This is a genomic window from Rhodopirellula sp. JB055 (assembly GCF_043100905.1).
Taxonomy (GTDB): domain Bacteria; phylum Planctomycetota; class Planctomycetia; order Pirellulales; family Pirellulaceae; genus Rhodopirellula.
Genome location: NZ_JBICHO010000316.1, coordinates 1 through 23,470, shown reverse-complemented (window position 1 = coordinate 23,470; position 23,470 = coordinate 1). Strand labels below are relative to the sequence as shown.

18 protein-coding genes and 1 pseudogene are annotated in these 23,470 nt (G+C 57.7%); 7 read left to right on the top strand and 12 right to left on the bottom strand.

Going from position 1 to position 23,470, the window contains the following annotated elements; all coding sequences use genetic code 11:
* The 3 genes and pseudogenes from ACF8AM_RS12510 to ACF8AM_RS12500 form a co-directional block, all read right to left on the bottom strand.
* Nucleotides 1-1,625, bottom strand: a pseudogene (locus ACF8AM_RS12510) (serine/threonine protein kinase); the annotation flags it as partial.
* On the bottom strand, nt 1,622-2,257 hold the full coding sequence (locus ACF8AM_RS12505; RefSeq protein ID WP_392555954.1) for an ECF-type sigma factor: 636 nt from the start codon (nt 2,255-2,257) through the stop codon (nt 1,622-1,624). The pseudogene ACF8AM_RS12510 and the gene ACF8AM_RS12505, both read right to left, overlap by 4 nt.
* A gap of 9 nt (nt 2,258-2,266) precedes the next feature.
* Nucleotides 2,267-3,223, bottom strand: a complete 957-nt coding sequence (locus tag ACF8AM_RS12500) for a histone deacetylase (protein ID WP_392555953.1) — start codon at nt 3,221-3,223, stop codon at nt 2,267-2,269.
* A 96-nt stretch (nt 3,224-3,319) separates the two neighbouring features.
* Here ACF8AM_RS12500 and ACF8AM_RS12495 point away from each other — a divergent pair, with 96 nt between their 5' ends.
* Nucleotides 3,320-3,910: a hypothetical protein gene (locus tag ACF8AM_RS12495; protein WP_392555952.1), complete on the top strand. Its 591-nt coding sequence runs from the start codon at nt 3,320-3,322 to the stop codon at nt 3,908-3,910.
* A 59-nt stretch (nt 3,911-3,969) separates the two neighbouring features.
* A complete protein-coding gene (locus ACF8AM_RS12490; RefSeq protein ID WP_392555951.1) occupies nt 3,970-6,189 on the top strand; it encodes an acetylxylan esterase in 2,220 nt (739 codons plus the stop codon).
* Between the two features lie 99 nt (nt 6,190-6,288).
* On the opposite strand, the gene ACF8AM_RS12485 is transcribed toward ACF8AM_RS12490, so the two are convergent.
* From ACF8AM_RS12485 to ACF8AM_RS12475, 3 genes are all read right to left on the bottom strand, one after another.
* Complete coding sequence (locus ACF8AM_RS12485; RefSeq protein ID WP_392555950.1) at nt 6,289-7,527, bottom strand: formylglycine-generating enzyme family protein; 1,239 nt, start codon at nt 7,525-7,527, stop codon at nt 6,289-6,291.
* A 111-nt stretch (nt 7,528-7,638) separates the two neighbouring features.
* Nucleotides 7,639-8,445: a 2-phosphosulfolactate phosphatase gene (locus tag ACF8AM_RS12480; RefSeq protein WP_392555949.1), complete on the bottom strand. Its 807-nt coding sequence runs from the start codon at nt 8,443-8,445 to the stop codon at nt 7,639-7,641.
* Between the two features lie 49 nt (nt 8,446-8,494).
* On the bottom strand, nt 8,495-8,818 hold the full coding sequence (locus ACF8AM_RS12475; protein ID WP_392555948.1) for a CPXCG motif-containing cysteine-rich protein: 324 nt from the start codon (nt 8,816-8,818) through the stop codon (nt 8,495-8,497).
* A 51-nt stretch (nt 8,819-8,869) separates the two neighbouring features.
* On the opposite strand from ACF8AM_RS12475, the gene ACF8AM_RS12470 reads away from it, so the two are divergent.
* A complete protein-coding gene (locus ACF8AM_RS12470; protein ID WP_392555947.1) occupies nt 8,870-9,895 on the top strand; it encodes a leucine-rich repeat domain-containing protein in 1,026 nt (341 codons plus the stop codon).
* A 760-nt stretch (nt 9,896-10,655) separates the two neighbouring features.
* Here ACF8AM_RS12470 and ACF8AM_RS12465 read toward each other — a convergent pair.
* The gene (locus ACF8AM_RS12465) at nt 10,656-12,167 is read right to left on the bottom strand and encodes an ABC transporter substrate-binding protein (RefSeq protein WP_392555946.1); all 1,512 of its coding nucleotides are present in this window, start codon (nt 12,165-12,167) and stop codon (nt 10,656-10,658) included.
* Between the two features lie 143 nt (nt 12,168-12,310).
* On the opposite strand from ACF8AM_RS12465, the gene xylB reads away from it, so the two are divergent.
* Together xylB and proB are read left to right on the top strand one after the other, a co-directional pair.
* On the top strand, nt 12,311-13,840 hold the full coding sequence (gene xylB / locus ACF8AM_RS12460) for a xylulokinase (RefSeq protein ID WP_392555945.1): 1,530 nt from the start codon (nt 12,311-12,313) through the stop codon (nt 13,838-13,840).
* Nucleotides 13,837-15,006, top strand: coding sequence for a glutamate 5-kinase (gene proB / locus ACF8AM_RS12455; protein ID WP_392555944.1), 1,170 nt, complete (start codon nt 13,837-13,839; stop codon nt 15,004-15,006). Before xylB ends, proB begins: the two co-directional genes overlap by 4 nt.
* A 97-nt stretch (nt 15,007-15,103) precedes the next feature.
* Here proB and ACF8AM_RS12450 read toward each other — a convergent pair whose 3' ends face one another.
* The gene (locus ACF8AM_RS12450) at nt 15,104-16,132 is read right to left on the bottom strand and encodes a glycosyltransferase family 2 protein (protein ID WP_392555943.1); all 1,029 of its coding nucleotides are present in this window, start codon (nt 16,130-16,132) and stop codon (nt 15,104-15,106) included.
* Nucleotides 16,133-16,281: 149 nt separating this feature from the next.
* Between ACF8AM_RS12450 and ACF8AM_RS12445 the strand changes: the two genes are divergently transcribed.
* Complete coding sequence (locus ACF8AM_RS12445) at nt 16,282-17,280, top strand: aldo/keto reductase (protein ID WP_392555942.1); 999 nt, start codon at nt 16,282-16,284, stop codon at nt 17,278-17,280.
* 682 nt (nt 17,281-17,962) lie between these two features.
* On the opposite strand, the gene ACF8AM_RS12440 is transcribed toward ACF8AM_RS12445, so the two are convergent.
* The 4 genes from ACF8AM_RS12440 to ACF8AM_RS12425 all read right to left on the bottom strand — a co-directional run bounded on the left by ACF8AM_RS12440 (nt 17,963) and on the right by ACF8AM_RS12425 (nt 23,050).
* Nucleotides 17,963-18,139 carry a hypothetical protein gene (locus tag ACF8AM_RS12440; protein WP_392555941.1) on the bottom strand — a complete coding sequence of 59 codons (177 nt, stop codon included), beginning with the start codon at nt 18,137-18,139 and terminating at the stop codon, nt 17,963-17,965.
* Between the two features lie 92 nt (nt 18,140-18,231).
* Nucleotides 18,232-19,413, bottom strand: a complete 1,182-nt coding sequence (locus ACF8AM_RS12435; protein ID WP_392555940.1) for a DUF1559 domain-containing protein — start codon at nt 19,411-19,413, stop codon at nt 18,232-18,234.
* 711 nt (nt 19,414-20,124) lie between these two features.
* Nucleotides 20,125-20,451, bottom strand: a complete 327-nt coding sequence (locus ACF8AM_RS12430; RefSeq protein ID WP_392555939.1) for a cupin domain-containing protein — start codon at nt 20,449-20,451, stop codon at nt 20,125-20,127.
* 91 nt (nt 20,452-20,542) lie between these two features.
* Entirely contained in the window at nt 20,543-23,050 is a 2,508-nt protein-coding gene (locus tag ACF8AM_RS12425; RefSeq protein ID WP_392555938.1) for a hypothetical protein, read from the bottom strand.
* A 116-nt stretch (nt 23,051-23,166) separates the two neighbouring features.
* Here ACF8AM_RS12425 and ACF8AM_RS12420 point away from each other — a divergent pair.
* Nucleotides 23,167-23,470: molybdopterin-dependent oxidoreductase (locus tag ACF8AM_RS12420; RefSeq protein WP_392555937.1), on the top strand; the 304-nt coding region annotated here is incomplete at its 3' end.

Sequence of the window (23,470 nt, the reverse complement as noted above, 5' to 3'; positions counted from 1 at the left end):
ATCAGGCCGAGTCCAAACTCAGGAAGCCATCGCCAAACTCCGATGCACCACTTTCCGGTGTAGGTCCGGTAGAGCTGACCATGAACCTGAGGCTCGGGGCTGTGAGAAACCGACGCCGCAGCGATCGTCAGTGGGTAGATCGTGCGATGCAGTGTGGAGTCGTGATCGCCATCGAGCAACGCCGATTCGGTCAGCCGATCGATCTGGGCGATGTAGTCATCCAGGCGTTCTTGGGCTTCTGTTGGATTGGGAATCTCGGTCACGCGAAACGGGAAGCTCTGCGAGGGAGCGATTTGGTCGGGAAGGTTCACGCTGGAGGTCCGCATGAAACCATCGCGATCTACCAGGTAGGCATCGACGCCGTGGGAACGGCTGAGGGAAGCGAGCGAGTCGTTCAGCCAGCGGTTGGTATTGGGCGGGATGACAATGGCAGCTCCGATCACGTCGCGGCGAACGGTGTTGGGTGATTCGGGGGCTGCGGCGGAGCGGGCATGAACGGGAACAATCCAGGCCAGCGGTTTGGATCCAGCGGCGTCGAGTTCTTCAGCCAGGGAATCACCCAGCAAGGTTGCCAGGGGAGCGGGGGCGTGCAGAACAGTTCGCCCACTGAGAGCTCGGGCCAAATCCGCCGCTCCTTCCGCAGGCAGGGTGAGGAGGCCCTGGTTCGTCAGCGGCTGACTGCTTCCGTCGGCAAGAATGAGTGCGAGCGGTTGCAGGTCGCGGCTGAAAAAAACGACCTCTGGTGATTGAAAAGCTGGCAAATCCGATGGGGGGCGGTCCGGCATCGCCGCGTTCAATTCGCCGATGGCGCTTTGGAGTTTCTGGTTGATCTCATCGATCTCAGCGGCATCCGAACCGATCGATGGATCTGCCGTGAGCGAACGGACGGCGTCTTGAGCTTGAGGATGCTGGGCCAGGTCGATCGCGAATTGTTTGTCGCGACGCAGAAGTTGCTCGACTCGGTGGGTGGAAAGATCCAAAGTCAGCGACAACGAACGTTGAACCGACGCTTCTTTCTGTTGGCGATGTCGTTGGTCGACCCAGCCCGCAACCGCCCAGATGCAAACGATCGCGGTGAAAGCGAACAGCCATACCAGCCAACTGTACGATTTGACGTGATCGATCGGCCCGATCGACGTCAGCGTCTTTCGGTGTCGGCCGCGAGGTGGTTGGGGGCGATCGACATCGTGACGCGGCATCGCGTGGGTGCGCTGCGCGGAGTGAACCGTGTGTCCCGGATCTGGCGACTTGTTGGAAGAGACGGCTTGAGATTCGCGAGAGGACTGTTCTTGGTCGGCGGTCGATTCAGGGTTTGGTTTGGGCCTTGAGGTGGCATCCGCCATGGAGCGGATTGAACGCACGACTTCGGACTCGGTGGTCTCACGTGGTGTCGGCAGGCCTTGTCCGAAATGGGACAGATGGTTGCCGCGATTTCCTCGCGACGCGGTGCCTTCCGCCCGAGCGGCGTTGGGGTTGTGTTCCGCCAGTAGAGAAAGGACTTCGCGAACCAGGTCTTCGTCGCCCGCCGCCTGGGATCGAATGAAGTCTTCCCTCGCATCCTCGGCGATGTCTTCAGCTTCCCAGAACAGGTCACGGACACGTTGGTAACGATCCGCGTCCATCATGATGTGGGAGATTTCGTGTCGGGAGTCGCGTTGTCTGCGCTGGAGTTGGAAGTCGGGTCGGAAGTGGAGGCCTCGTCCTCGGGGTCGCGAAGTTCACGCCGCATCCAGGCGCGAGCCATCGCCCATTCTTTTTCAACGGTGCGAAGTCCCAGGTTGAGTTCGGCGGCGATCTCCTTCATGCCCAATCCGCCGAAGAACCGCAGTTCGACCACTCTGGCTTGGCGAGGGCTCAGCTCCGCCAATTGAAGCAGCAGTTCATCCAAGGCAACAACGTCGTCATCCTGATCCAGAAGAAAGGTGACTTCGTTGTCTAGCTGACGGCGAATCCAACCGCCACCGCGTTTTTGGGCGTGGGTGCGTCTTGCGTGGTCCACCAAAATGCGACGCATCACGGTGGCGCCGATGGCGAAAAAATGCGTTTTGCCCTGCCAGTCCACGTGGTCTTGATCGACCATTCTGACATAGGCTTGATGGACCAGCGACGAGCTGCTCAGGCGTTCCCGTCGCGGTTCGGATTGCAGAAAGCGGCCAGCCATCCGACGCAAGTCGTCGTACAGAAACGAGAACATCTGGTCGGTTTTGGCTGCGTCACCTTTTTGACTGCTTTGCAGGATTTGCGTGATCGACGACATCAAAGAAGCTCAGCAGGACAGTGACCAAACTTTGGCAAGATGCAAGGTTTGGAAGTGAATATCAACGATCTCGATGACATCACTAGCGTAACCCCCGGCCATGGCGATTGCCACAGGCAATTCGTTTTGACGACACCACTGCAGCACGATCTCATCGCGTTGCCGCAATCCGTTCATGGTCAGCGACAGGCGACCGAGCCGGTCGTTTTGGAACGGATCGGCACCGGCCAAGTAGACGACCAGGTCAAATGCCCCGGATTCCTTTTGGTGTTTTTGAAGTGTATTCAGAACGATCTGCAGTGCTTCGCAGTACGCTTCGTCGCCCGTTCCGTCGGGCAGGCTGAGGTCCAGGTCACTGGGGACTTTCCGCAGCGGGAAGTTTTTGACCCCGTGCACGGAGCAGGTGAAAACGCTCGGATCATCCTTCAGAATCGATGCGGTTCCGTTGCCTTGATGGACGTCCAAGTCGATGATCGCGGCTCGCTGAATCAGCCCTTCGGCCTGCAGGGTCCGGATCGCGACAGCGGCGTCGTTGAACACACAGTACCCTTCTCCTTCGCCCGCGAAAGCGTGATGGGTGCCGCCGGCGAGGTTGGCTGAGATGCCGTCTGAAAGCGCAGCCCGCGCGGCCGAGATGGTGGCCCCGGTGCTTCGGCGAGAGCGTTCGACCATTTTCGTGGACCAGGGGAATCCGATGCGCCGGACTTCTTGCTTGGTCAAGGTTCCCGCCTGCACCCGTTGCACGTAGTCCGGTGTGTGGCAGGTCAGCAGTTCCTCATCCGTGGCTGCTTGTGGGACGATCAAAACGTCGTCGCGATGGTGTTCCGATTCAGCCACCCTTTGGCGTAGCAGTCGGTACTTGGCCATCGGAAAACGGTGTCCGTCAGGCAAGGGAAGGTCAAAGTGATCGGTGTAATACAGACGCAATGCAAGCGAGTTGGTTGAGGGGTAAACTTGGTGCTGCATCAATGACAGATGGTTGCCGTGCTGCTTGGTGCAGAGGCGAGCAGCATCTGGCCGCACACAACTACCTTATCGCACACGACAAGTCGAATGAATCCGATGTCCAACGACGACGCTTTGCACTCTGCTCCCTCGAACGTCCAATCCGCCATGGATCCTCGAGTTTTGAAGGATCCCCGGGGCATGACGTTGGCCGGTTGGGCTTTTCAAGGACGAGTCATCACGCTCGGGTTGGTCGCAGGATGTGTGTTCGTCGGAGTGATTTTGGGTGTGATTGGAGGTGACAACGCACCCGAGGGAGACATGACCCTCATGGTGTTGATCGGTGTAGCGGCGCTCGTGCTGAACATCGTGATGGCGTTTTTAGTTCCTGCCATGTTGCGGTCAACTTCGGTAGCGAAATTGAAGGCCGCTGATGGTGCGGCGGCATCGGCACGGACTTGGTCACAGTGGCCGGAACGGGAACCGATGCCGATGGCTCTGAGCGAATTTTTGAAGACGGACCAGATCGCTCGATTGATCGGGCAAGCGATGTTGGAGGGAGCCGCGATGATTAATTTCGTGATGATGTTTTTGACGCGGTCGCCCGTGAATTTGATGTGCGCCGTGGTTGCTTTGGTTGGCATTGTCGCGATGTTCCCAACCGTTGGTCGCATGCGGGATCGCATCGAGTCGGTCTTGCGAGCCTAGAATGAGAAGCCTCTGTTTTCCCTCCGCTGTTTCAGCACCCCTCCTGCCGAAGAGATCCCATGAGAATTCGATCGTTGAAGCGACATGTCATCAGCGCAGTCGATTGGAATGGTCAGGCCATTCTGGTCGCCGGTTTGGTTTTTGCGTCGGTGGTTTGTCTGCGTGGATTGCAAGCAGAAGAGACCCAACAGGAACCGGCGACCGCGACGGCGGATTTGCCCGTTCTTCAAACGGTTGATGGGCACTTTCCGTTTGATGTTCCAGATACATTGGATCAATGGGAATCACGAGCGGAGCAACTTCGGACTCGCGTTGCGATGGCGACGGGATTGCATCCGATGCTGCCGCGTCCACCGATCCAAGCCACGATTCATTCGGTTGTTGAGCGAGATGGGTTTCAAGTCGAAAAGGTTTACTTTGAAAGTTTGCCTGGCCACTTTGTGACAGGATTGTTGTTCCGCCCTGCGGGGGAGAGTCTTTCACGTGGGCTCAACGCAGACGGTAAGCGTCCTGGAGTGTTGAACCCGCACGGGCACGGCGGCCGGATGATGCGGAATGATGCTGACCGGATGAAGTCATTGATCGCCAGTGGCGACGAGGTCTACATGGAATCCGGCAGCCTGCCCAAGCTAGCTCGTTGTGCGACGTTGGCTCGAATGGGTTGCGTGGCATTCATCTACGACATGGTGGGGTACGCCGATTCCGTGCAACTCAGTCATGCGTTCGCACATCGTCGCCATGAGACTCGCGAGGAGGAGGTCGTGCCTGCCGGATCGGCTCCGGAGTTGTTCTTCAGCACTTCGGCGGACGCTCGATTGCAGTCGATCCTCGGGTTGCAAACTTACAACGCGCTGCGTGCATTTGATTTTCTGGCCTCCTTGGAAGACGTGGATCCCAATCGTTTGGCGGTCACGGGCGGAAGCGGCGGCGGAACTCAAACGATTCTGCTCGGTGCGTTGGAGCCGAGAATTGTGGCGAGCTTTCCCAACGGAATGGTGTCGACTTCGATGCAAGGCGGGTGTGCTTGTGAGAACGCTTGCTTGCTGCGCATTGGCACGGGCAACGTGGAACTGGCTGCGTTGATGGCTCCCAAACCCATGGGGATGACCGCGGCCGATGACTGGACGATCGAGATGATGTCGGACGGTTATCCCGAACTGAAACAGTTGTATTCGATGATGGGCCAGCCCGAGAACGTGCTGTGCGAATCGCTGGTTCAATTCAAGCACAATTACAACTATGTGACTCGCCGGATCATGTATGGATGGATGAACGAGCACCTGGGGCTTGGATTGGAAACGCCGATCGTGGAAACCGATTTTCCTGCGATCACCGACGAAGAAGGCGCGGTGTGGGATGGCGAGCACACGGCGCCCACCCAGCGAGGCCCCGAGCATGAAAAGGCGATCCTGAGTTGGTGGGACCAACAAAACGAACACTTGCTTGCAGATTGCCTGGGGCAGTCTGCAACAGCAAAGGGGTTTGATGAAACCATCCGACCTGCCCTGGCGACTCTGTTTGATCTGTCGATGCCAGAGGCTTCTGGGGTGTTCGTGAAATTCGCGGAATCGGTGGAGCATCCCTCGGGGGCGATGGTGGCATCGGGGGTGGTAGTCGATCGAGCTCGTCGCCGCGAAATTCCAATTCGAAAATGGATCGCGAAATCGGCAAAACCAGCCGCTTCCTCGGCAACGGTTTTATGGGTTCAGGCAACCGCCGACGATTCGACCGACGAACCTGAATGGTCAGATGCCTTCGCAGAACGATTGGAACGATCCAAGACGGTTGTGGTCATCGACATCGCTGCGATGCCCACGGATGCAGAGGCCGGGAAGCAGCGAACGAATCCGCAGCCGCGACGGGCTTCGGCGGCTTTCACGTTTGGTTACAACCGGCCGTTGGCCGCGACACGATGCGGCGATGTCCTGGCGGTCATTTCGGCCTTCCAAAATCCTCCTGGGAGCGTGAGTTTGGTGGCGCCCGCCGGTTCCGCTGCCTATTCTTTGGCGGCCGCTGCGATCGCGGGACCTTTTTTGGAGCACGCAGAAATCAACGTGAATGATTTCCGGTTCGCTGACCTGCTTCACCAGGACGACGAGGACTTCATTCCCGGGATCGTGAAGTATGGGGATGTCGACGCGTTGGCCGCGTGGCGTGCGCCCTATGCCCTGACCATTCGGGGGTTCAGTGGCAAAGACTGGTCCAATGGCAAAGACTGGGCGACCACGAGAGCGATCTATCAGGCGCGTGGCGCGTCCGACCAAGTGCAATGGCCGTGAATGGTTGACCTGGCCCGCGCACAAAAAAGGCCCGAGCGAACTCGGGCCTGTGCGATTGGCGTGAGCTTCACGCCAGTTTGATTTCGTTGCGGCGGAGAATCATTCCGCGGCGGCTTCGGGCAGTTCCTTGTCGACCAAGCCCCATCCGCCTCGGCCGCCATCGATGCGGCTTTGGACGTCGTCAACCGTTTCAGGTGCGGTGGGTTCCCAGAAGTTCTTCAATGCTTCGCGATCGAGTGGTTCGAGCGAACGGAACAAGCGGAAGCCAACTCCCCGAGAAGGATCGTCGGTGAACCACCAAGGGCTCTTGGGGAAGTTCGGGTCTTCGTTTTTCCATTCGTCGTCATCGGAAGCCAGTCGAGCTGCGCTGCGAAGTTCTGGTGGATCACTTTCCCAACTGCCACCGCGAGCGACGCATGGCCATGGGTTTTCGGGCCAGCGAACAGCGTCGATGGCGTTGTCGACTGGTGAATCTTTCAACCACTGGTAACCGTCTTCAGTGTATTCGTTGACGGTCCATTCCGCGGCGTTGCCGTGCATGTCATGCAAGCCAAACGGGTTGGGTTTTTTGGTGCCGACATGAGCGGGGCCATCATAGGAATTGTCGAAGTACCACGCGTAGTCTTCGATGTCGTCGGCGCTGTCGCCCCAGCTATAAGCGGTGGTGGTGCCACCGCGTGCGGCGTATTCCCATTCGGCTTCGGTTGGCAATCGGTACTGGTTCTCGGTGATCAGGCTGAGCCATTTCGTGAACTGCTGGGCCGCGTACTGGGTCATCGTCACGGCGGGTTGTTCGGGTTCTTCGCCGTATTCGTACGTGAACGAAGGGTCGTACAGCTCGGTCGGTGCGGTGATCGCGTCGGCCATGTTGGAATCGTCGACGGTGCGGATGCCTTGGGCTTCGAACGATTTGAACACGGCGTACATTCGCATGTACTCCTTGTACATCGCCCAGGTCGTCTCGGTCTTGGCGACCCACATCGGTGAGACGTTCATCTCAACGGTCGGTCCTTCGTCCTCGGCACGCGGGTCCTCGTCTTCAGGGCTGCCCATGGTGTAGGTGCCACCGGGAACCGGAATCATCTCGAAGGAAATGTCGGTGCCGGGGATCTTTTCGGTGTATGGGACCATGAACCGACCGTCGCCCAGGTCAACAAACGGGCCTTCGGCGGGCTTTTCGGCGGCGATCCCCACGGTCGTCGCTTGGCTGATTTCACCGGCGGCGTCCTGGGCACACACCGAATTCGGGGCGCCCGGTGAAAGGATCGACCCAGCGGCCATCGAGCAGACGGCGGCGATGCCGAGCGGGCGGAGAGAGCGTTTCAAATCAAACGTCATGGCGTGAAGATTGCAACAAGTGAGTGGATCGGAAGTCTTTTCGACAACCCGCCAGTTTAGTCGAAGAAACAATCGAACTGAATGCGTTTTTGCTTCGAAAGTCGAGTCAGATCAGCCCGCGATAAACCGGGCGGGGGCCCTTTGGTCCCTGGTTGGGACCAGTTCGAAGACATCAATGCTGCCGCAATCCACCAGATCGCCCGCGTAATTGGCGGCCAGCAGATTTTTTCCGCCCTGGGTCAGTTTCAGTCTCTCGGCCAACGTTTCTGAACTGTTCACGCCGTCGTGGGTGATGCAGTGTTGCCAAGTCGACAGTGCGATCGCCCCGGAATCGTTCAAAAGCTCGATCGGACCGTCGTAAAAACGCGGGGAATCCGCCAGTCGTTGGTGGCACATCGCGATGATCGCACCTGCCAGCAGCACGTCCTCGGTGGTCACGCATCCGTTGGTCCCCGCGCAAACGATTCTCACAAACGCATTTTCGTCTTGGTTGGCCGAGTGCCAGCGAACCAGGCGGTCGATGACAGCCGATAAATTCGCGAAGCAGGCCAACCACATTTGGTCGCAGTCTTCCGCGGCCTGAATCGCAGCGGTCCCATTGGTCGTGGTCAGCACCAATTCGCGGTCACCGACGCCGGCCGGAGAGTACTCGCCAGGGGAATTCCCGTGGTCAAATCCGACGATCGGTTGGCAGCCTCGCTCGCCGCACAGGACCGGCACATTGTCAGGGGCCGCGGCGGTTTTTATCGCGAAAGCCTCTTCGATTTCACCGCAGGTCGTGATTGATTTGGCGCCCGCGGCAAGTGCGGTCGTCGCGACGGTGGTGGCTCGCAGGACATCGATGACCACGACCACCGAGGCTCGTGTGCGTTCGGATTCACCAGCGGCATTGGGCGTCAGCCAGGTTTCGATTTTCATGTTGGTTGGAATCTGGGGGGCGTTTCAGTGAGACGCGGTGTTGCAATCATCAGTAGCGATCTTGTTCGGCTTCCGCCCAAACATTCGCACGATCGGAATCGTCAAAATGGACATGAATCACGCTCGGGCTACAACACACCGGACAATCTTCGACATACTGTTGGTCACGTCCACCGGCGATGTCCAGCGGGATCACGATTTCCTCCCCACAGTTGTCGCAGACATAGGTCCCGTCTAAATCAGAGTCAGAGGAGGCTGAATCGGTCATGCCCTGGTCGTCGTCCTCCGGCAGCGGTTCGTCGTTCAGCAATTGCTGCCATTGCGGCACCGGATCGATGGCGGAGGCTTTTTCGTCGGAGTCGTCGTGGTTCATGATTCCATCCCTGTTCACTTTTGTTTCTCAATTCATTTCAACGGAGTTCCGATGAGTCTTTCACAAGTTCGGCTCGCGCAAAGCTTGCTGGTCGGTAGCCTGGTCATTGGAACGCTTGGATGCGGCGTTAGCAGCAGCAAAACGATTCCGCTTCCGGCCGCCAACCAATCCGATGGCAGCGAATCGGCGAATGTGAGTTTGTCATCCGCATGGGATGGTATCGCGGGGGCCAAGACCAAGTTGCGAGGCGATGACGTCGTCGTGATTGACCTACGGGAAGTCGCGGAGTCCGATTTGGACGAAGCGGTGAAGTTGTTGTCCAACACCGGCACGGTCAGCGAGTTGTTCCTGCCCGATGCCGCGTGGACAGACGGGATGGTTTTACGGTTGGCTTCGCTTCCCAATCTGAAACGACTGCGGATCTATGGCAAGGCGTTTGACGACGCGAAAGCCAGGACGATTTCGGGATTGCCGGGGTTGATCGCGGTCACGTTCCAGGACACTTCTGTGACGGATGAAGGTGCCAGCGTGTTGGCGGAGCTGAATGAGGTGCAAGATATCTCGCTGATGAACTCACCGGTCACGGACAAGGTTTTGGAATCCATTTCAACCTTGCCAAAGTTGACCAGACTCAAGCTTCGCGGCACCAAGATCACGGGCGAGGCATTCGACCCGATTTCAAAGCTGCCCTTGAAAGACCTGGAACTGGCGGAAACCGATTTCGGACCCGAGGGCATGCCGGCGATTGCAAACATCGCAGGCTTGGAAAAGATCAACCTTTGGTTGACCAAAATCGACAATGAGTCCTTGAAGGCGTTCGAAGGGAAGACGTCCCTGACGGTCTTGAACATTGACAACTGCCCTGCGATTACCGAGGAAGCCATCCCGGTGATCGTCTCTCTGCCTCACTTGAAGTTGTTGCACTTGGGAAAGACCAGCGTCGCACCGGAAGCTCTTCCGCAACTCAAGCCGCTGCAGGAATTGGAAACATTGTTTGTGACCAATCTGGGTTTGGAAAAAGACCAGGCCAAGGAATTGGAAGCGATGTTCCCCAATCTGAAACGTTTCGAATTCTGATCCCGCCGTGGCCGATGTGCATTCCAGGAATCAGCACAGTGACGGTTTGCCGAGATGGATTGCAAATTGCAAGTTTTTAAGTGCGGATTTCAAAATGCGGCGGGTGGCGTTGCTTGCGCGGCGGTGATCTGGGGAGTGCCTCGCTGGTGCACCGGGTTTTCATTTCGACGGGCTTGGAAGCCCATCGTACGGGATGCGAACCGGGGGATGGTTGCTTGACGAGGCGGCGAACAACTGTCGTCGCTCCGCGACTTGGGAGGCCTTGTGTCGTGGTGTGACCTTGGGTTGAAAACCCAAGGCTTTCGGCTGCCGTCGCTCCGCGACTGGTTGTGTGTGCTGGGGTGATCGAACAACCGCGGAGCGGTGACAGTTGTCAGCCTCGGGTTTTCAACCCGAGGTCTTGGGCGTCAACCACTTGATCGGCAAGCCGCGGAGCGGCGGCAGGTGGGATGGATTGCAAATTGCACGTTTTAAAGATGCGAATTGCAAAATGCGGCGGGTGGCGTAGCTTGCGCGGCGGTGATCTGGGGCGTGCCTCGCTGTTGCACCGGGTTTTCATTTCGACGGGCTCGGAAGCCCATCGTACGGGATGCGAACAGGGGGAGGGTTGCTTGATGAGGCGGCAAGCAACTACCGTCGCTCCGCGACTTGGGATGAGAACTTGCGCGTCCGCAGTGCGTCACGATACGAAATCATTCCGCAGTCCAGGCTTACGCCAAACGGCTCCCTTGATTGTGCCTCCTCTTCCTGCTGACATGCGTCAAAGCAATCCGATGGCTTGCTGCCAAGAACGCTTTTGTTTCTTCACACCGTATTCGGCATGCAGTCCGGACCACGATTTGGCAATCGCGGCACAGGCTTCTTCCGCCGTTTGCTTGCCTGCCAGGCATTGGCGAATTTGAGAATCCAGGACTGCTAGATAGCGGTCGCCACCGACCAAGTTCAAAGGCGGCATCACGTTCGGGTTCTGCCATGCGGATCGCAGCCAGGGGTGATAGTTGCCTCCCGCGGCCTCGTCAATCGATGAGCTGGTCGTTGGGTGCTGCAGTCCGGGGATCGATCGGTACAACGGTTCGCTGCCCTCGCCTCCGTCCAGCCATTTGAGGAACTGATTCGCGGCCGCGGTTTGGCGACAGGATGCGGCGAGCGAGCCAACCAGCGTTTGCGGTGCGAACACCGCGCGGCCCGTTCGTTCTAGGATCACGCCGTCCGCGTTGGCGACACCGGCTTCGGCAATTGGCAAGCCAGAGACTTGGACGTTGCCGACCAAAGTGGAATCGTCATCGGAATCCGCCAGGTTGTTTCCGACTTGAGGAAACCCGATGCCGGCGACGAGTTGACCGGAGCTGACCTGGCGAAAAATCTCGCCGGGGGTCAGAGACAAATCCGGGGCGTGTTTGTTCGTGGCAACCATCTGACGCAAAACGTCGATGTACTCGGGCCGTGTCAGCAATGGCTCCAAAGTGTCGCGGTCAAACAGCCAAGTGGCGCTAAGGACCGAAGCGAGTCGCCACAGGTAGGACACACCCGCCCAGCCTTCCGCGGTTGGCTCGGCGACCTGTCCGGGGAACTCCGATGCGAGCTTTTCGAAGCCGTCCCAGGTGATGGATCCGGACTTGGGAACCTTGCCGGTCGCTTTTTCACCGACCAGCAATGAGGGCAAGGAACCGCCCAAGCACTGGCCTCGTGTTTCTTGGCTGAAAGTCATGGCCACGCGGATTGCCGGAGGCGCCGTCTTGGATCCGGATTCGGGCAGCAAGGATGAAATGATTTGATCACGCGAAACCATTTCGCCCAACTGGCTGAGTGGGAAGATCACCACGTCGGCTTTGGAAGAGGCGGCCCAGATCGAGGTTGCGTCTTCAGCGGGTGGTTCGGCGAATTTGGTCGCAGACGGTGGGCGGACGACGGTGATCTTGAGCGGTTGATCGCTGATCGATTGCCAGGTTCGACGTAGCGTTTCGGCATCGGAGTCCGTTCCTGTCCAAACGATCCGCAGCGGCACATCGGTGCGAACGGTGGGCGCCGATTCCGCTTCATCGGTGGAGGGTGATTCGCGACAGCCGGTCAACACGGCGGCCCCGGCGATGGACGACCACGCCAACCATTGCCGGCGTTGCCAAACTGCGGGCTGGTTGTTGCCAGCTTGGTTTGAGTGGCCCGAGGACGGGAATGGAGCCACCGGATGCTGCTGAGCGTCGTCGGCAGAGGCGGAACGAAACGCGTCCCGATCAGCAGATTCATTCTTCGCGAGGCGAGTTTTCGCAGGCATCGTGGGTGCTCGTGGAACGACGGTTGGGATGTTGGTTGCGTGGTTGAAAACGCAAGTACGCGTTATACTGCCCCGCAGTTCGCTTTCTCGGAGCGGCTCTCATCCCCCTTGTCTTCGATTTCATTGCACTGAAGCAACGCACCATGGCTCATTATCTCGGCATCGACATTGGCACCAGCGGCACAAAGACCCTGTTGATTGACGAAACGGGAAATGTGATCGCCGAGGCGAATGCCGAATACCCCATGGAACAACCCAAACCGGGGTGGACCCAACAGGATCCGGAGCACTGGTGGGCGGCGACGAAAAAGACCGTCAAAGCGGTGATGAAAAAATCAGGTGTCGACAAGGCGGACGTGAAAGCGATCGGTTTGTCAGGACAAATGCACGGATCCGTTTTCTTGGATCGCGACGACAATGTCATCCGCCCGGCCCTGCTTTGGAATGATCAACGCACGGCCAAACAGTGCGATCAAATCACCTCGGCCGCTGGTTCGCGTGAGAAGCTGATCGGCATGGTTGCCAACCCAGCTTTGACTGGGTTCCAAGCACCCAAAGTGCTTTGGTTGCGGGACAACGAGAAACGCAATTTCGACAAACTGGCAAAGGTTTTGCTGCCCAAGGATGACATTCGTCGTCGGTTGACGGGGGACTATGTCACCGAAGTCAGCGATGCCAGTGGCACGTTGTTCTTGGACGTGAAAAAACGCGATTGGTCAAAGGAGTTGCTTCGCAAACTCGATTTGTCCGCGGATCTGTTGCCGCGTGTCGTGGAGTCCGAAGACGTCACCGGCACGCTGACCAAGGAAGCGGCCAAATCGCTTGGGCTGACGACAGACTGCAAGGTTGTTGGGGGCGCAGGAGACTGTGCCGCCGGGGCGATCGGCAATGGGATTGTGAAAACCGGTTTGCTCAGCACTTCGATCGGAACCAGCGGCGTGATGTTTGTCCACAGTGACGAACCCAATGTCGATGCATCGGGGCGACTTCACACATTCTGTCATGCCGTTCGTGGGAAGTGGCACATGATGGGAGTCAACTTGACCAGCGGCGGTTCCTTGCAATGGTGGGTGGACCAAGTCGTGCAAGGTTTGGCTGGCATCCCCGCCTCGAAACGGTTCGAAGCTGCCACGGCAGAAGCCGAAAAGGCGATCGCGGGCAGCGGGGGAATGCTATTCCTGCCCTACTTGAATGGTGAGCGAACCCCGCACGCGGATCCCAACGCTCGTGGAGCCTTCGTCGGCATGAACCTCACTCACGATCGGGCTGCGATGACCCGAGCGGTGATGGAAGGCATCACATTTGCACTGCGTGACAGCCTGGACATCATCGAGTCACTGGGCGTTCCTGTCCGCCAAATCCGCGCCAGCGGTGGCGGCAGCAAGAATGTCTTCTGGCGTCAAATGCAGGCGGATGTGTTCGGCAAAAAAATCACGACTTTGAAAGTCGAACAGGGGCCGGCCTTCGGTGTCGCTTTGCTCGCCGCGGTTGGTGACGGAGCCTACAAACACATCGCTCAGGCTTGCCAAGCGACCATCGAAGTGGCCGCTGAAACCAAAGCGGAACGTTCCGCGAAAAACACTTACAACAAACTCTTTCCTGTGTACCGATCTTTGTACAGCAGTTTGAAAGACGACATGCACCAACTGGCTGAATTGCAATCAAAGCTTTGAAAGAATCCACTGAACTGAACGATCTGGCCATCCGGCGACAGATCATCGATGAAACGAAATGCGTGGTCGTCAAGGTTGGGACGCGAGTCCTGACCACCTCGGACGGCAAACTCGATCTGCAACGCGTGGATCGGTTGGCGGAACAACTTTGCCGCATCGCGGACACGGGACGGCAAACCATCATGGTCAGCAGCGGTGCCGTCGGGGCTGGTGTTGCCAAACTGGAGTTGCCGCAGCGTCCGACGGATTTGAAGTCCTTGCAAGCGATCGCCGCGATCGGGCAAGCCGATTTGATCGGGGCCTACGAAAAGTCGCTGCAGAAACACGGGCGACATGCCGCGCAGGTTCTGCTGACTCGAAATGACCTCCGCCGTCGCAGTGGCTACTTGCACGTTCGCAACGCGCTCAACGGAATCGATGAGCTCGGCGCGATCGCAGTGGTCAACGAAAATGACTCCGTCGCGGTTTCGGAATTGAAAACCACCTTTGGCGACAATGATCGTTTGGCCGCGCATGTCGCGGGATTGTTCAACGATGCGATGCTGATTCTGCTGACGGACGTTTCGGCTTTGTACGATGGCCACCCGGATGCAGAAGACAGCCAACCGATTCGCATGGTCCATGAGGTGGACGATGGAGTGATGGCCTTGGTCGATGACCAGGTTTCATCGGTCAGCAAAGGCGGGATGGGGGGCAAACTGCGTGCGTCCAAACTCGCCAACTCACACGGGCATCCAACCATCATCGGGCCCGGCAGCGACGACACCGTGCTCGATCGAATTTTCGCAGGCGAAGCGGTGGGAACGTTTTTCGTGCCGCCCAAACGCTCCTTGAAAGGACGTCGACGTTGGATCGGTAGTTCGGCCAATGTTGCTGGCACACTGCACTTGGACCAAGGTGCCGTGGACGCGATTCAAAAGCACGGCCGAAGCTTGTTGGCGATCGGCATCCAACGCGTCGATGGGACCTTCGCGCACGGGAATGTGGTTCGCTTAGTTGGCCCGGGCGGAAAGGAGTTTGCGCGAGGGTTGTCCAATTATCGCAGCCAAGAAGTGGCCAAAATCGCGGGCAAACCCAGCGAGCAAATCGAGTGGATTCTCGGGCACCGCCCCTATGAGAATGTGATCCACCGCAACAACTTGGTATTGCGGATCGTTCCCGAGTAGTCGCGGTTGGGAGTCCAAGCCCGGCCTGTCCTGATCGACGGTCTCTGAAGACCGTCGTGTTGGCTGGTTTGCCGGCGGCTGAGACGTGATGCGGCCGTTAAGCAGCGCGTCGCAGCGGTTCGTGATTCACCGATGGCATGGCCAAGGTTTCTGGGGTGTCATCGACGGACAACACACCGGCGGTTTGCACCGAACGCGAAATGGCATTTCCGGCCAAAGGAGCGGTCATGCGTCGAAGTCCTGCCAGCAAACTGGAGGGGCGTAGCCCACCGGCCAAGGTGGTCGCCAGTAGGCGTTGTACCCCACGGCCCCATCCCGCGGACTTGCCGCTGCGAAGGTGATCGGAAAGGGCTTGCAGTCGACGATGGTTTCGCTGGATGCGAAGATCGTAATCCAACACATCGGTTTCGAAGTCCATGCTCATCACGCTGTCTTCAGCGATCACGCAACGCCAGCCCGCTTGGGCAACCAGGTGACCGAAGCCAACGGAGGCTTCGATCGTGTCCGTGCCGCGGTAGGTGCCAGCGAGGCTGCGAAGCAAATCTCGACGCCAGAAGGACGCCGCGATGAAGGCTCCTTCCACGCGAGCGGCGGCTTTGCGGGCAACGCGTTTGTCGCCAAATCCAATCGGTCCGCATGCCGATGATGCGGTCGTTCGCCAACCCGCATGCTCGATGCGTTGCGTGTCCGGGTCGACAACGACGGGCACGACCACACCGGTTTCGTTGCCTTCGAATTGTGCCAATGCGGCATCGGTCCAGTTCGCCGTGGCAACGTGGGCGTCGGCGACCACGTGGACGAACCGGCCCAGGGCGACTTCGGCTGCATCGGCGATCTGACGAAGAACGTTGGTCGAACCGCTGTCGACGAAACGAACTTCTTCGGCCAAATCAAACGGGTCGTCATAGTTCCCGTCATGAGACACAATCACCTCACACCCATCCGGGCGATGCTGCAACACGCTTGCGAGCGAGGATTCGAAAGCCGCGTCATCACCACCATGGGGAACGACGATCGACAAACGCGGGATGTTGGACAATTTTCGCACCACTGCACCTGCCAAGGATTCTGCCTTACCGGGCGAACCGAGAACCTCGGGTCGCCGCTGAGAAAGGATTTCGGACAAGAGCGTGATTCCAGTTGAGACGATCGGTTTGGTTCATCCCGAAAGCGGGTAACTTCCTGTTGAGACGGACGAACCGACCGGATAATCGGCATCGCTTTCCAGACCCGCCCTTTTTTTACCCCCCAACCTCACGACGTGAAACGTTTGCTATGAAACAAGTCCCTCTTGGCCACGATGGTTTCTCAGTCTCGCAACTTGGCTTCGGTGGATGGGCCTTGGGAGGGCAATGGGGCGCTCAAGATGATGAGGCCTCCTTGGCAACGCTTCAGCATGCGATCGAGCACGGAATCACCTTCATCGACACCGCACCCGGTTACGGGGACGGACGCAGTGAACAGGTCATCGGTCAGTTCTTGAAACAACTGCCCACATCGATTCGCGAAAAAATTCATGTGGCGACGAAGACGCCGCCGTCGGAAGGCCCCTGGCCGCCGAGTCCCTATTGCCGTTGGCAAGATCGTTATGGAGCCGCGTACATCCGGGCCAACGTGGAAGAGCGTCTTCGCAACCTCGGCGTCGAGTGCCTGGACCTATTGCAATTGCATTCGTGGACAGCGGCTTGGAACGATGACCCGCAGCCGTTGCTCGTGCTTCAGAAGCTTCGCCAAGAGGGCAAGATCAATCGCATTGGTTTGTGCACTCCCGAGCAGGATCAGAACTGCGTGATTCAGCTCATGCGAGATGGATTGGTCGATGTGGTTCAAGTTGTGTTCAACATTTTTGAACAAGAACCGGCGGCGCAGTTGTTGCCTGTCGCGGAAGAGACCGGAACCGGCGTGATCGTTCGGGTGTCATTGGACGAAGGGGCTCTGACCGGCAAGTACTCTGCGGATCATCGGTTCCCCGAAGACGATTTCCGGTCCGGCTACTTTGCTGGCGATCGCATGGAGCGCACGGCCAAGCGAGTCGAAGCGATTCGTGATGACTTGAAAGAGTTTGGTCTGGACGAGCACTACTCGTTGGCCGCCACGGCAATCCAATTCGCGATGGCGCCTTCGGCTGTTCAAACGGTGATCGTGGGCATGCGAAATGTGGAACAAGTCGCGTTGAACGTGGCCACGGAAGCCTTGCCACCTCTGCCAGAAGATTTCTTGCGTCGGCTGCAGTTGCACCAGTGGCGACGCGGCGTTTGGTACAGCGGCAAGTGAACGGAGTGCAAGCGAGGGGCATGCCCGTTTCGTCGAATGAACCCCGATAGCACGTACGATGGGCTTTCAAGCCCGTCGATCGCCACCTGCCGTCGCTCCGCGACGGGGAGACTTTTGTGTCGTGGGCGGATGACCTTGGGTTGAAACCCAAGGCTTTCGGCTGTCGTCGCTCCGCGACTGGGTGTGTTTGGGTGATTGAACAACCGCGGAGCGGTGACAGTTGTCAGCCTCGGGTTTTCAACCCGAGGTCTTGGGGGGACCCCACGCGCGGCAAGCCGCGGAGCGGCGACAGGGGCGAGCGATGCGATAGGGGCGATTGAAAAATCCGGATGGTGGGGATGCGAACCGGAGGAGAGTTCGGCGGCAATGACCGCCCCGGACGGGGCCGGCGTGGGGATTGCCGCGTGGACCTCGCTGACGCGTTTTGAAGTTGCGCTTTTCTCAGAACTCGAAGCATCAGCGAGGAAAAAACGATGTTGACTTCGCCTCGCTGACGCGTCGGGTTATGAAAAACCAATGCCTCACGCAACAGCGCAACTTCCAAAGTTAGAACGCGGGTCCGCATCTCGTCGACAATCGAGCGACCGCTGCATCGAAGTTGTCTTCGAGATCGCACACGAAAAAACGGAAGCACCAGGGTGCTTCCGTTTCATGAACGTTTGGTAGAAGTCGGTCGGCGTGATCAATACTTTTCGCCGTTGACCTCGGCTGTTGGATCCGCGGTCGTGTTTTCGGCAGCAACATCTTCCGGAGACATCTCTTCGTGACCGGTGACCACGGTGGGTTCATCTGAACCGCAACCGGTGATGGTCAAGCAGCAAGCCACCAGCCCGAGCATGGCAAATCGAATCAAATTCATTTCTTGGTTCTTCAATAGGTGTGAAAACGGAGGTGAGTGGGAGGCATGGTTCGACGGCTTGGATTTGAACCGATCGAACTTCAGACAGGCGATTAGAACTCGCCAATGGTTTCCTTCGCTGCGCGACTGCCGAGGGCTCCAAACAGCCCATAAGGGCTCTCAGATCCAGCGGGATGAACAGTGTTGCCAGTGAAGACAGAACTGCTGCTCGCATTTCCGGCGTCGATCGAATCGGTGACAAAGCGAACCGCCCCATCACCCATCAAAACGTGAGCGCCGCCTTGGTGACGACTGCTTGGTGAGGCTTGGCCGGTGGAGTCGAATCCGCCGCCAAAGCACAACGGTGTGTTGGGGCCACGCATGGTATTGATGCAGGTGAACGGCACATCGCTACTTGCCCAGCGAGCACCACGCGATCGTGTTCCATTGTTCTCGGTGCTGATTCCAGCTGCCCAAAATTGTGGGCGTTCTGGATCCAGGTCATCGTCGCAAGCATTCGCGGACCCACGTACTCCGGTGGGAAACCAGCCATTGCTGACGTTGATTAACGTTCGGGCGTCACGGTCACCCAGGTCGGACAGCAGTTCGCCAGCAGCGATTGTGTTCGATAGTCCATCCAGAATATCGCGGAACTTGTTATTGGAACGCTGGACAAAAAAGCCACGACAGCTTCCCGAGACTTCTTGAATGTGTCCTTGATTCCATGAGCCACCGGTCAATCGCCAGATGCCCCATTCGGTCCATTTGATTGCATCGCCAATGTTGACGCCGTAGTTCGTGCGTCCAAGTGCAGGAAGGCCTTGTCCGGGATCGCTTGGGCATCGGTAGGACGGAATGTTGGTGACCCATGGATCGTATTGAGCCACCCAGGGTCCGGGGCCCATAGCTTGCCAAGCTTGGGTCGGGTTGGCTGGATCTGGCACGTACGGGTTGCTGATCTGTTCCCACAATCCTTGTTGTTCGATGAAGGGCAACAAACCAACGAGAACGCTGAGTTTGCGTTGGTTGTGACCAGGAAACGAATCGCTATTGGCGTTGGTCGTTGGAAGGTATGTGCCTGTGCCTTGGATCGGCAGTTGGTTGTAAGCTGAGTGGTAGTTGTGCATCGCCAACCCCATTTGCTTGAAGTTGTTGCTGCACGACATGCGGCGAGCGGCCTCGCGTGCCGCCTGGACAGCGGGCAACAGCAACCCGACCAACACGCCGATGATCGCGATCACGACAAGAAGCTCGACCAGAGTGAACCCAGTTCGCTTGGTGAACAAGCGTTTCATAGTGTTTGCCTAAGATGAATGAAATGATTGGAACGCGTTGAGAAAACGCGAGCGTCCCCGCCGTCTTGGGGAGCCATCTTCGGCAATAATAGATCGGGAAACGCTCGAAATGCAACCTCGTACGCGTCTTTCGATCGCTTAATGGGGTGCGTAGCGTGCGATTCGACGCCAATATTTCTCAGCGTGCGGATGTGGCGTGATTCCTTGTTTCCCTGCCGCAAAATACATGTCGATGGGTTTTGCATTGGCATGAAGTGTATAGATGGAAGTGCACTTGCTTCCAAACCTGGCCAAAGTCGGACTGACAATCATTCTTCACCGAATAAACTGCTCGGACCGCCACTTTTTTAGGGCTAGTAATGGGACCTGACCCGGAACGTCGCAGATGCTGGCAAACCTTCAGGCGTGGTGCGCGCCTCGAGTTTTCAAGTTTTGATCAGCGTTCTCTGCAAGAGAGAGATTAGTGCTGTATGTCTGTGCTGGGTTGTGGCTGGATTCTGCATTTGAGAACCTTTCCCGAAGCGAAAATTTCGAGATGCAAGCGAAGCGAAGCGAAGGCCCATCATCGGATCGCGATTGACGCTCCCCCGGACCGCAGTGGACGATGTCCATTCAGATGCCAAGGTAAACGTCGCCGCGTGAACTGGTCCCTTCCCTCTTTGTTCGTCTTGCAGGTGATGGTTGCGTGTTGGCTTCATGATCCGCGCTGGATCAACTCTTTGACGTCGATTGAGAAAAGACGGCGAGCCAAATGGTTGGTTCTTTTGTGCTGGTCCATTCGACCCGGTGGCGCCGGTGGGCGGGGATGAGGAGGTGATCGCCGGGGTTCATGGTGACCAGTTCGCCGTCGGCAAAGCTGAGTTTGGCTTCGCCCTTGAGCACCAGCACCCACTCGTCTTGTTCTTGGTCGTACCACTTTCCTGGTTCCGTGGTGTGGCCGGTGGAGACAATTCGTTCAATGCGAACCGACTGCCCCTCTGCCAACACGTTGACCAGTTCCGATGGCAGATTGGTTGGAACGTCATCGAACAAGTTCATGGCAGCGAAACAATGAAATGTGGTAGGGATGAAGCGTGGTAGGAATGAAAAGGGAGCTTGGTCGATCGAGTGCGAGTTTCGTCTGCGGTGCTCATTCGAGTTGAATGATTCCTAAATCAACCGGTTCCCTGGGCTCTGATTCATCCGACGAAGGAATCGACAATTTGTGGCTGTGGATGGAGCCGTTTTGTCCCTGTCCGAGATCCGCTCTCAGTTCGTACTCGCCCGCAGGAATGTCGTCGATCCGGAACAGGCCGTCTGCGCCGACCGTTGCGAAAAACCGAGTTGCGCTTGATCTTTCTCGGTTGTACGCTTCCGCGCTGGCGAGGTACTCCAGCCCGGGTGGAGTTTTCAACCAAGCTTCCCACTGTCCCGGTTTCTGCAGCAACTTTGCGCGGTCGACAGGCGGAGTCGGTGGCGTCAGACGCTGGCTGACATGGACCGTCGCGAGCCTCCAAATGATCGGTTCAGGATGGTTTGGCGGAGCCCGCAACTGGCCGATCGCTGAACGACCGGAACCACCCAAGTCCAGTTCCAGGTTTTCTCCGGCCTGGAGGGTGAATGGCACGCGTGGAGTCGAGGTGATTTCCAAGGCTCCGTCGTCCACCATCATGATGATTTCGCGACTGATGGCCCCACGCCCGTCGAATAGGTGGTCGTGCCGATACCGCCCCTGCCCATCCGTCACCGTGGTCGCGCTCGCATAAACTCGACCCGTGTTCCGGTGCTCCGACCGAAATTCCCCGCCGTCAATGGTCAGTCGAGTATTGGCCGCTGGCTTGGAACCGATTCGATAGGTGCCTTGCATCGAAGACCACGGCACCAATTCAATCGGTTCGTCTGCTTGGATTGATTCGGAATACAGCAACGCGTGGCCTTGATCATGAATCACGACCACGTGAAAGGGATCCTCTTGGACGGGCAGGCTGAATCGGCCATCGATATCGGCTGCCAATCTGGTGGCGTAAGTGGAAGAATCTCGGAACCTTCCATGTTGTATCGAAATTTGTGCGCCATGGTTGGAGATCGCCAAACCGGCATGAGCCGCGGGCCGCTCGTTCGCATCAACGATCTGTCCGGTGATGCTCTCAGCCGGTTCCATTTCAAAGTCAAACGTCACGTCGCCTTCGTCAAACTGAAAATCGCGTGATTGAGCCACGCGGTACCCATTCGCTTCGATGCGAACGACGTAGCCACTGCCCGAACGATTGAACTCCACTCGGTAGTCAGCCGAGTTGGATGTGTATGCCTCACGCTTGTGCCAGTCGAATCCAATGCTGGGGTTTTCATTGCGATGCCCCGGAGTCACTCGAAATCCGGTGATCGGTTCGCCTGATTCTGCGTCGAGGACTCGGCCGGTGATCACCAACAGCGGCGGAGGTTGAAACAGGTGTTCGGCATCACCGGCAACGATCGGTTGCCTCACCAATTGCATGCCGCCTGGTGGGCAGATGTCCGCTTCGAAAACATCGAGTGGGGCTTCGTTCCATTCCCAGACGCCGTTTTCGTCGGTGTAGCAATCGACGTGGTCAAATTCAAAGTAGTCGACTCGGCCGCGCCAACGTTGCAGAAAGATTCTGGTTTTCGGTAACCCGTTCCCGTCGGCATCCACGACGCGGACTTTGACATGCCCACCCGGAGGCAAGACAAAGTTGACCGGTTCCATTCCCGGACGAATGTGGACCTCTTTCATTTCCAAGGCACGTTCTTTGGCAAACACGACGACGCGGCAGTGCATTTGCTCACATCCGGTGAGCTGATATCGCCCGAACTCGTCCGTCTTTGCCTCGCGGAGCTCATTGAGGAACTTGGTTCGGACCGTCGCATCTTCAATCGGGGTGCCTTCCGGATCACGAACAAAACCAGCCAATGTCAATCCTTGGGTCAAGGTGACGCTGCCCGAAGATGGTTGTTCCGGAGTCGATTCAAACTCACTGCGAGAAAGATTGGTTCTCAATGGCTCGAATTTGGGATGGTTGATTGCGACCGTCACGTCACGCTTGGAAATGGGAACATGTCCATACCGCCAACGCCCGTTCGCGTCAGTTTTGATCGAGGTACCAACATGCAACGATGTCGTCGCTGTTGGTGGCATGCGAAATGGCAGACTCGGGTGCACTTCGGCGCCCTCGATGGGGCGACCTCCCGGGTCGAGCACCACTCCACCCACCGCCCAAGCGGGCTCTATTTCGGCGGTCGCAGCATCGGGCATGGCGTTTTTGTTTTGGTCCAGCGCGAGCCAATATGGGGCGAAGCCCTCTGTCACGATCGAAAAAGAAATGTTCTTTGGGAACTGCTTCCTCTGCAGACGCAGAACCCCATCGGAATCAGCGTTGACCATGACGCCGTAAGTGGCCTTCTTTTCAAACCCACCCGCCACGATATCGGCGGCGACAATTCTGGGGCGAGACCGGATTTGAATGCTGGCGTTGGGGACCACGTCACCATCCAGGTCAACAACTCGCAGTTCAAACGCTTGCGGTTCGGTTTCGGATTCGTTCGTGTTCTCATCAGCTTCGACGGAATCCAAACTGACCATGGCCAGCATCAGAAAGGCGACGAACGACCAGCGTTTCGCAGCGAGTGTCCATGAAATCATTTTGGATTTCCCCGTTGAGTCTGAACGTCCGTCGATAAACCGGTGACGAGTTGTTACCCCCCAAGATAGCACGCTGTCATATCGCCTTGTTTTTTGAGTGCGTGTACGATGCGGCCATGACTGACAGCGAACTTCCTCCCAATCAGCAACTTGTTCGTGGTGATCGTTGGCCCATTGTTGGTGAACGACACCCTGGCGATATCGATTCGCCTTGGTCGCTGGAGATTGGTGGCTGCGTCGCACGCAAGCTGACGTTTTCTCTTGATGAGATTCAAGTGATGCCGCAGGTGACGCGGCAAATTGATGTGCACTGCGTGACACGTTGGTCGAAGCCGGCAATGTCGTTCACTGGCGTGCGGCTGCGTGATCTGCTGCACGACTCAGAGACACCGATCTGGAACGACGAAGCGAAGTTCGTAT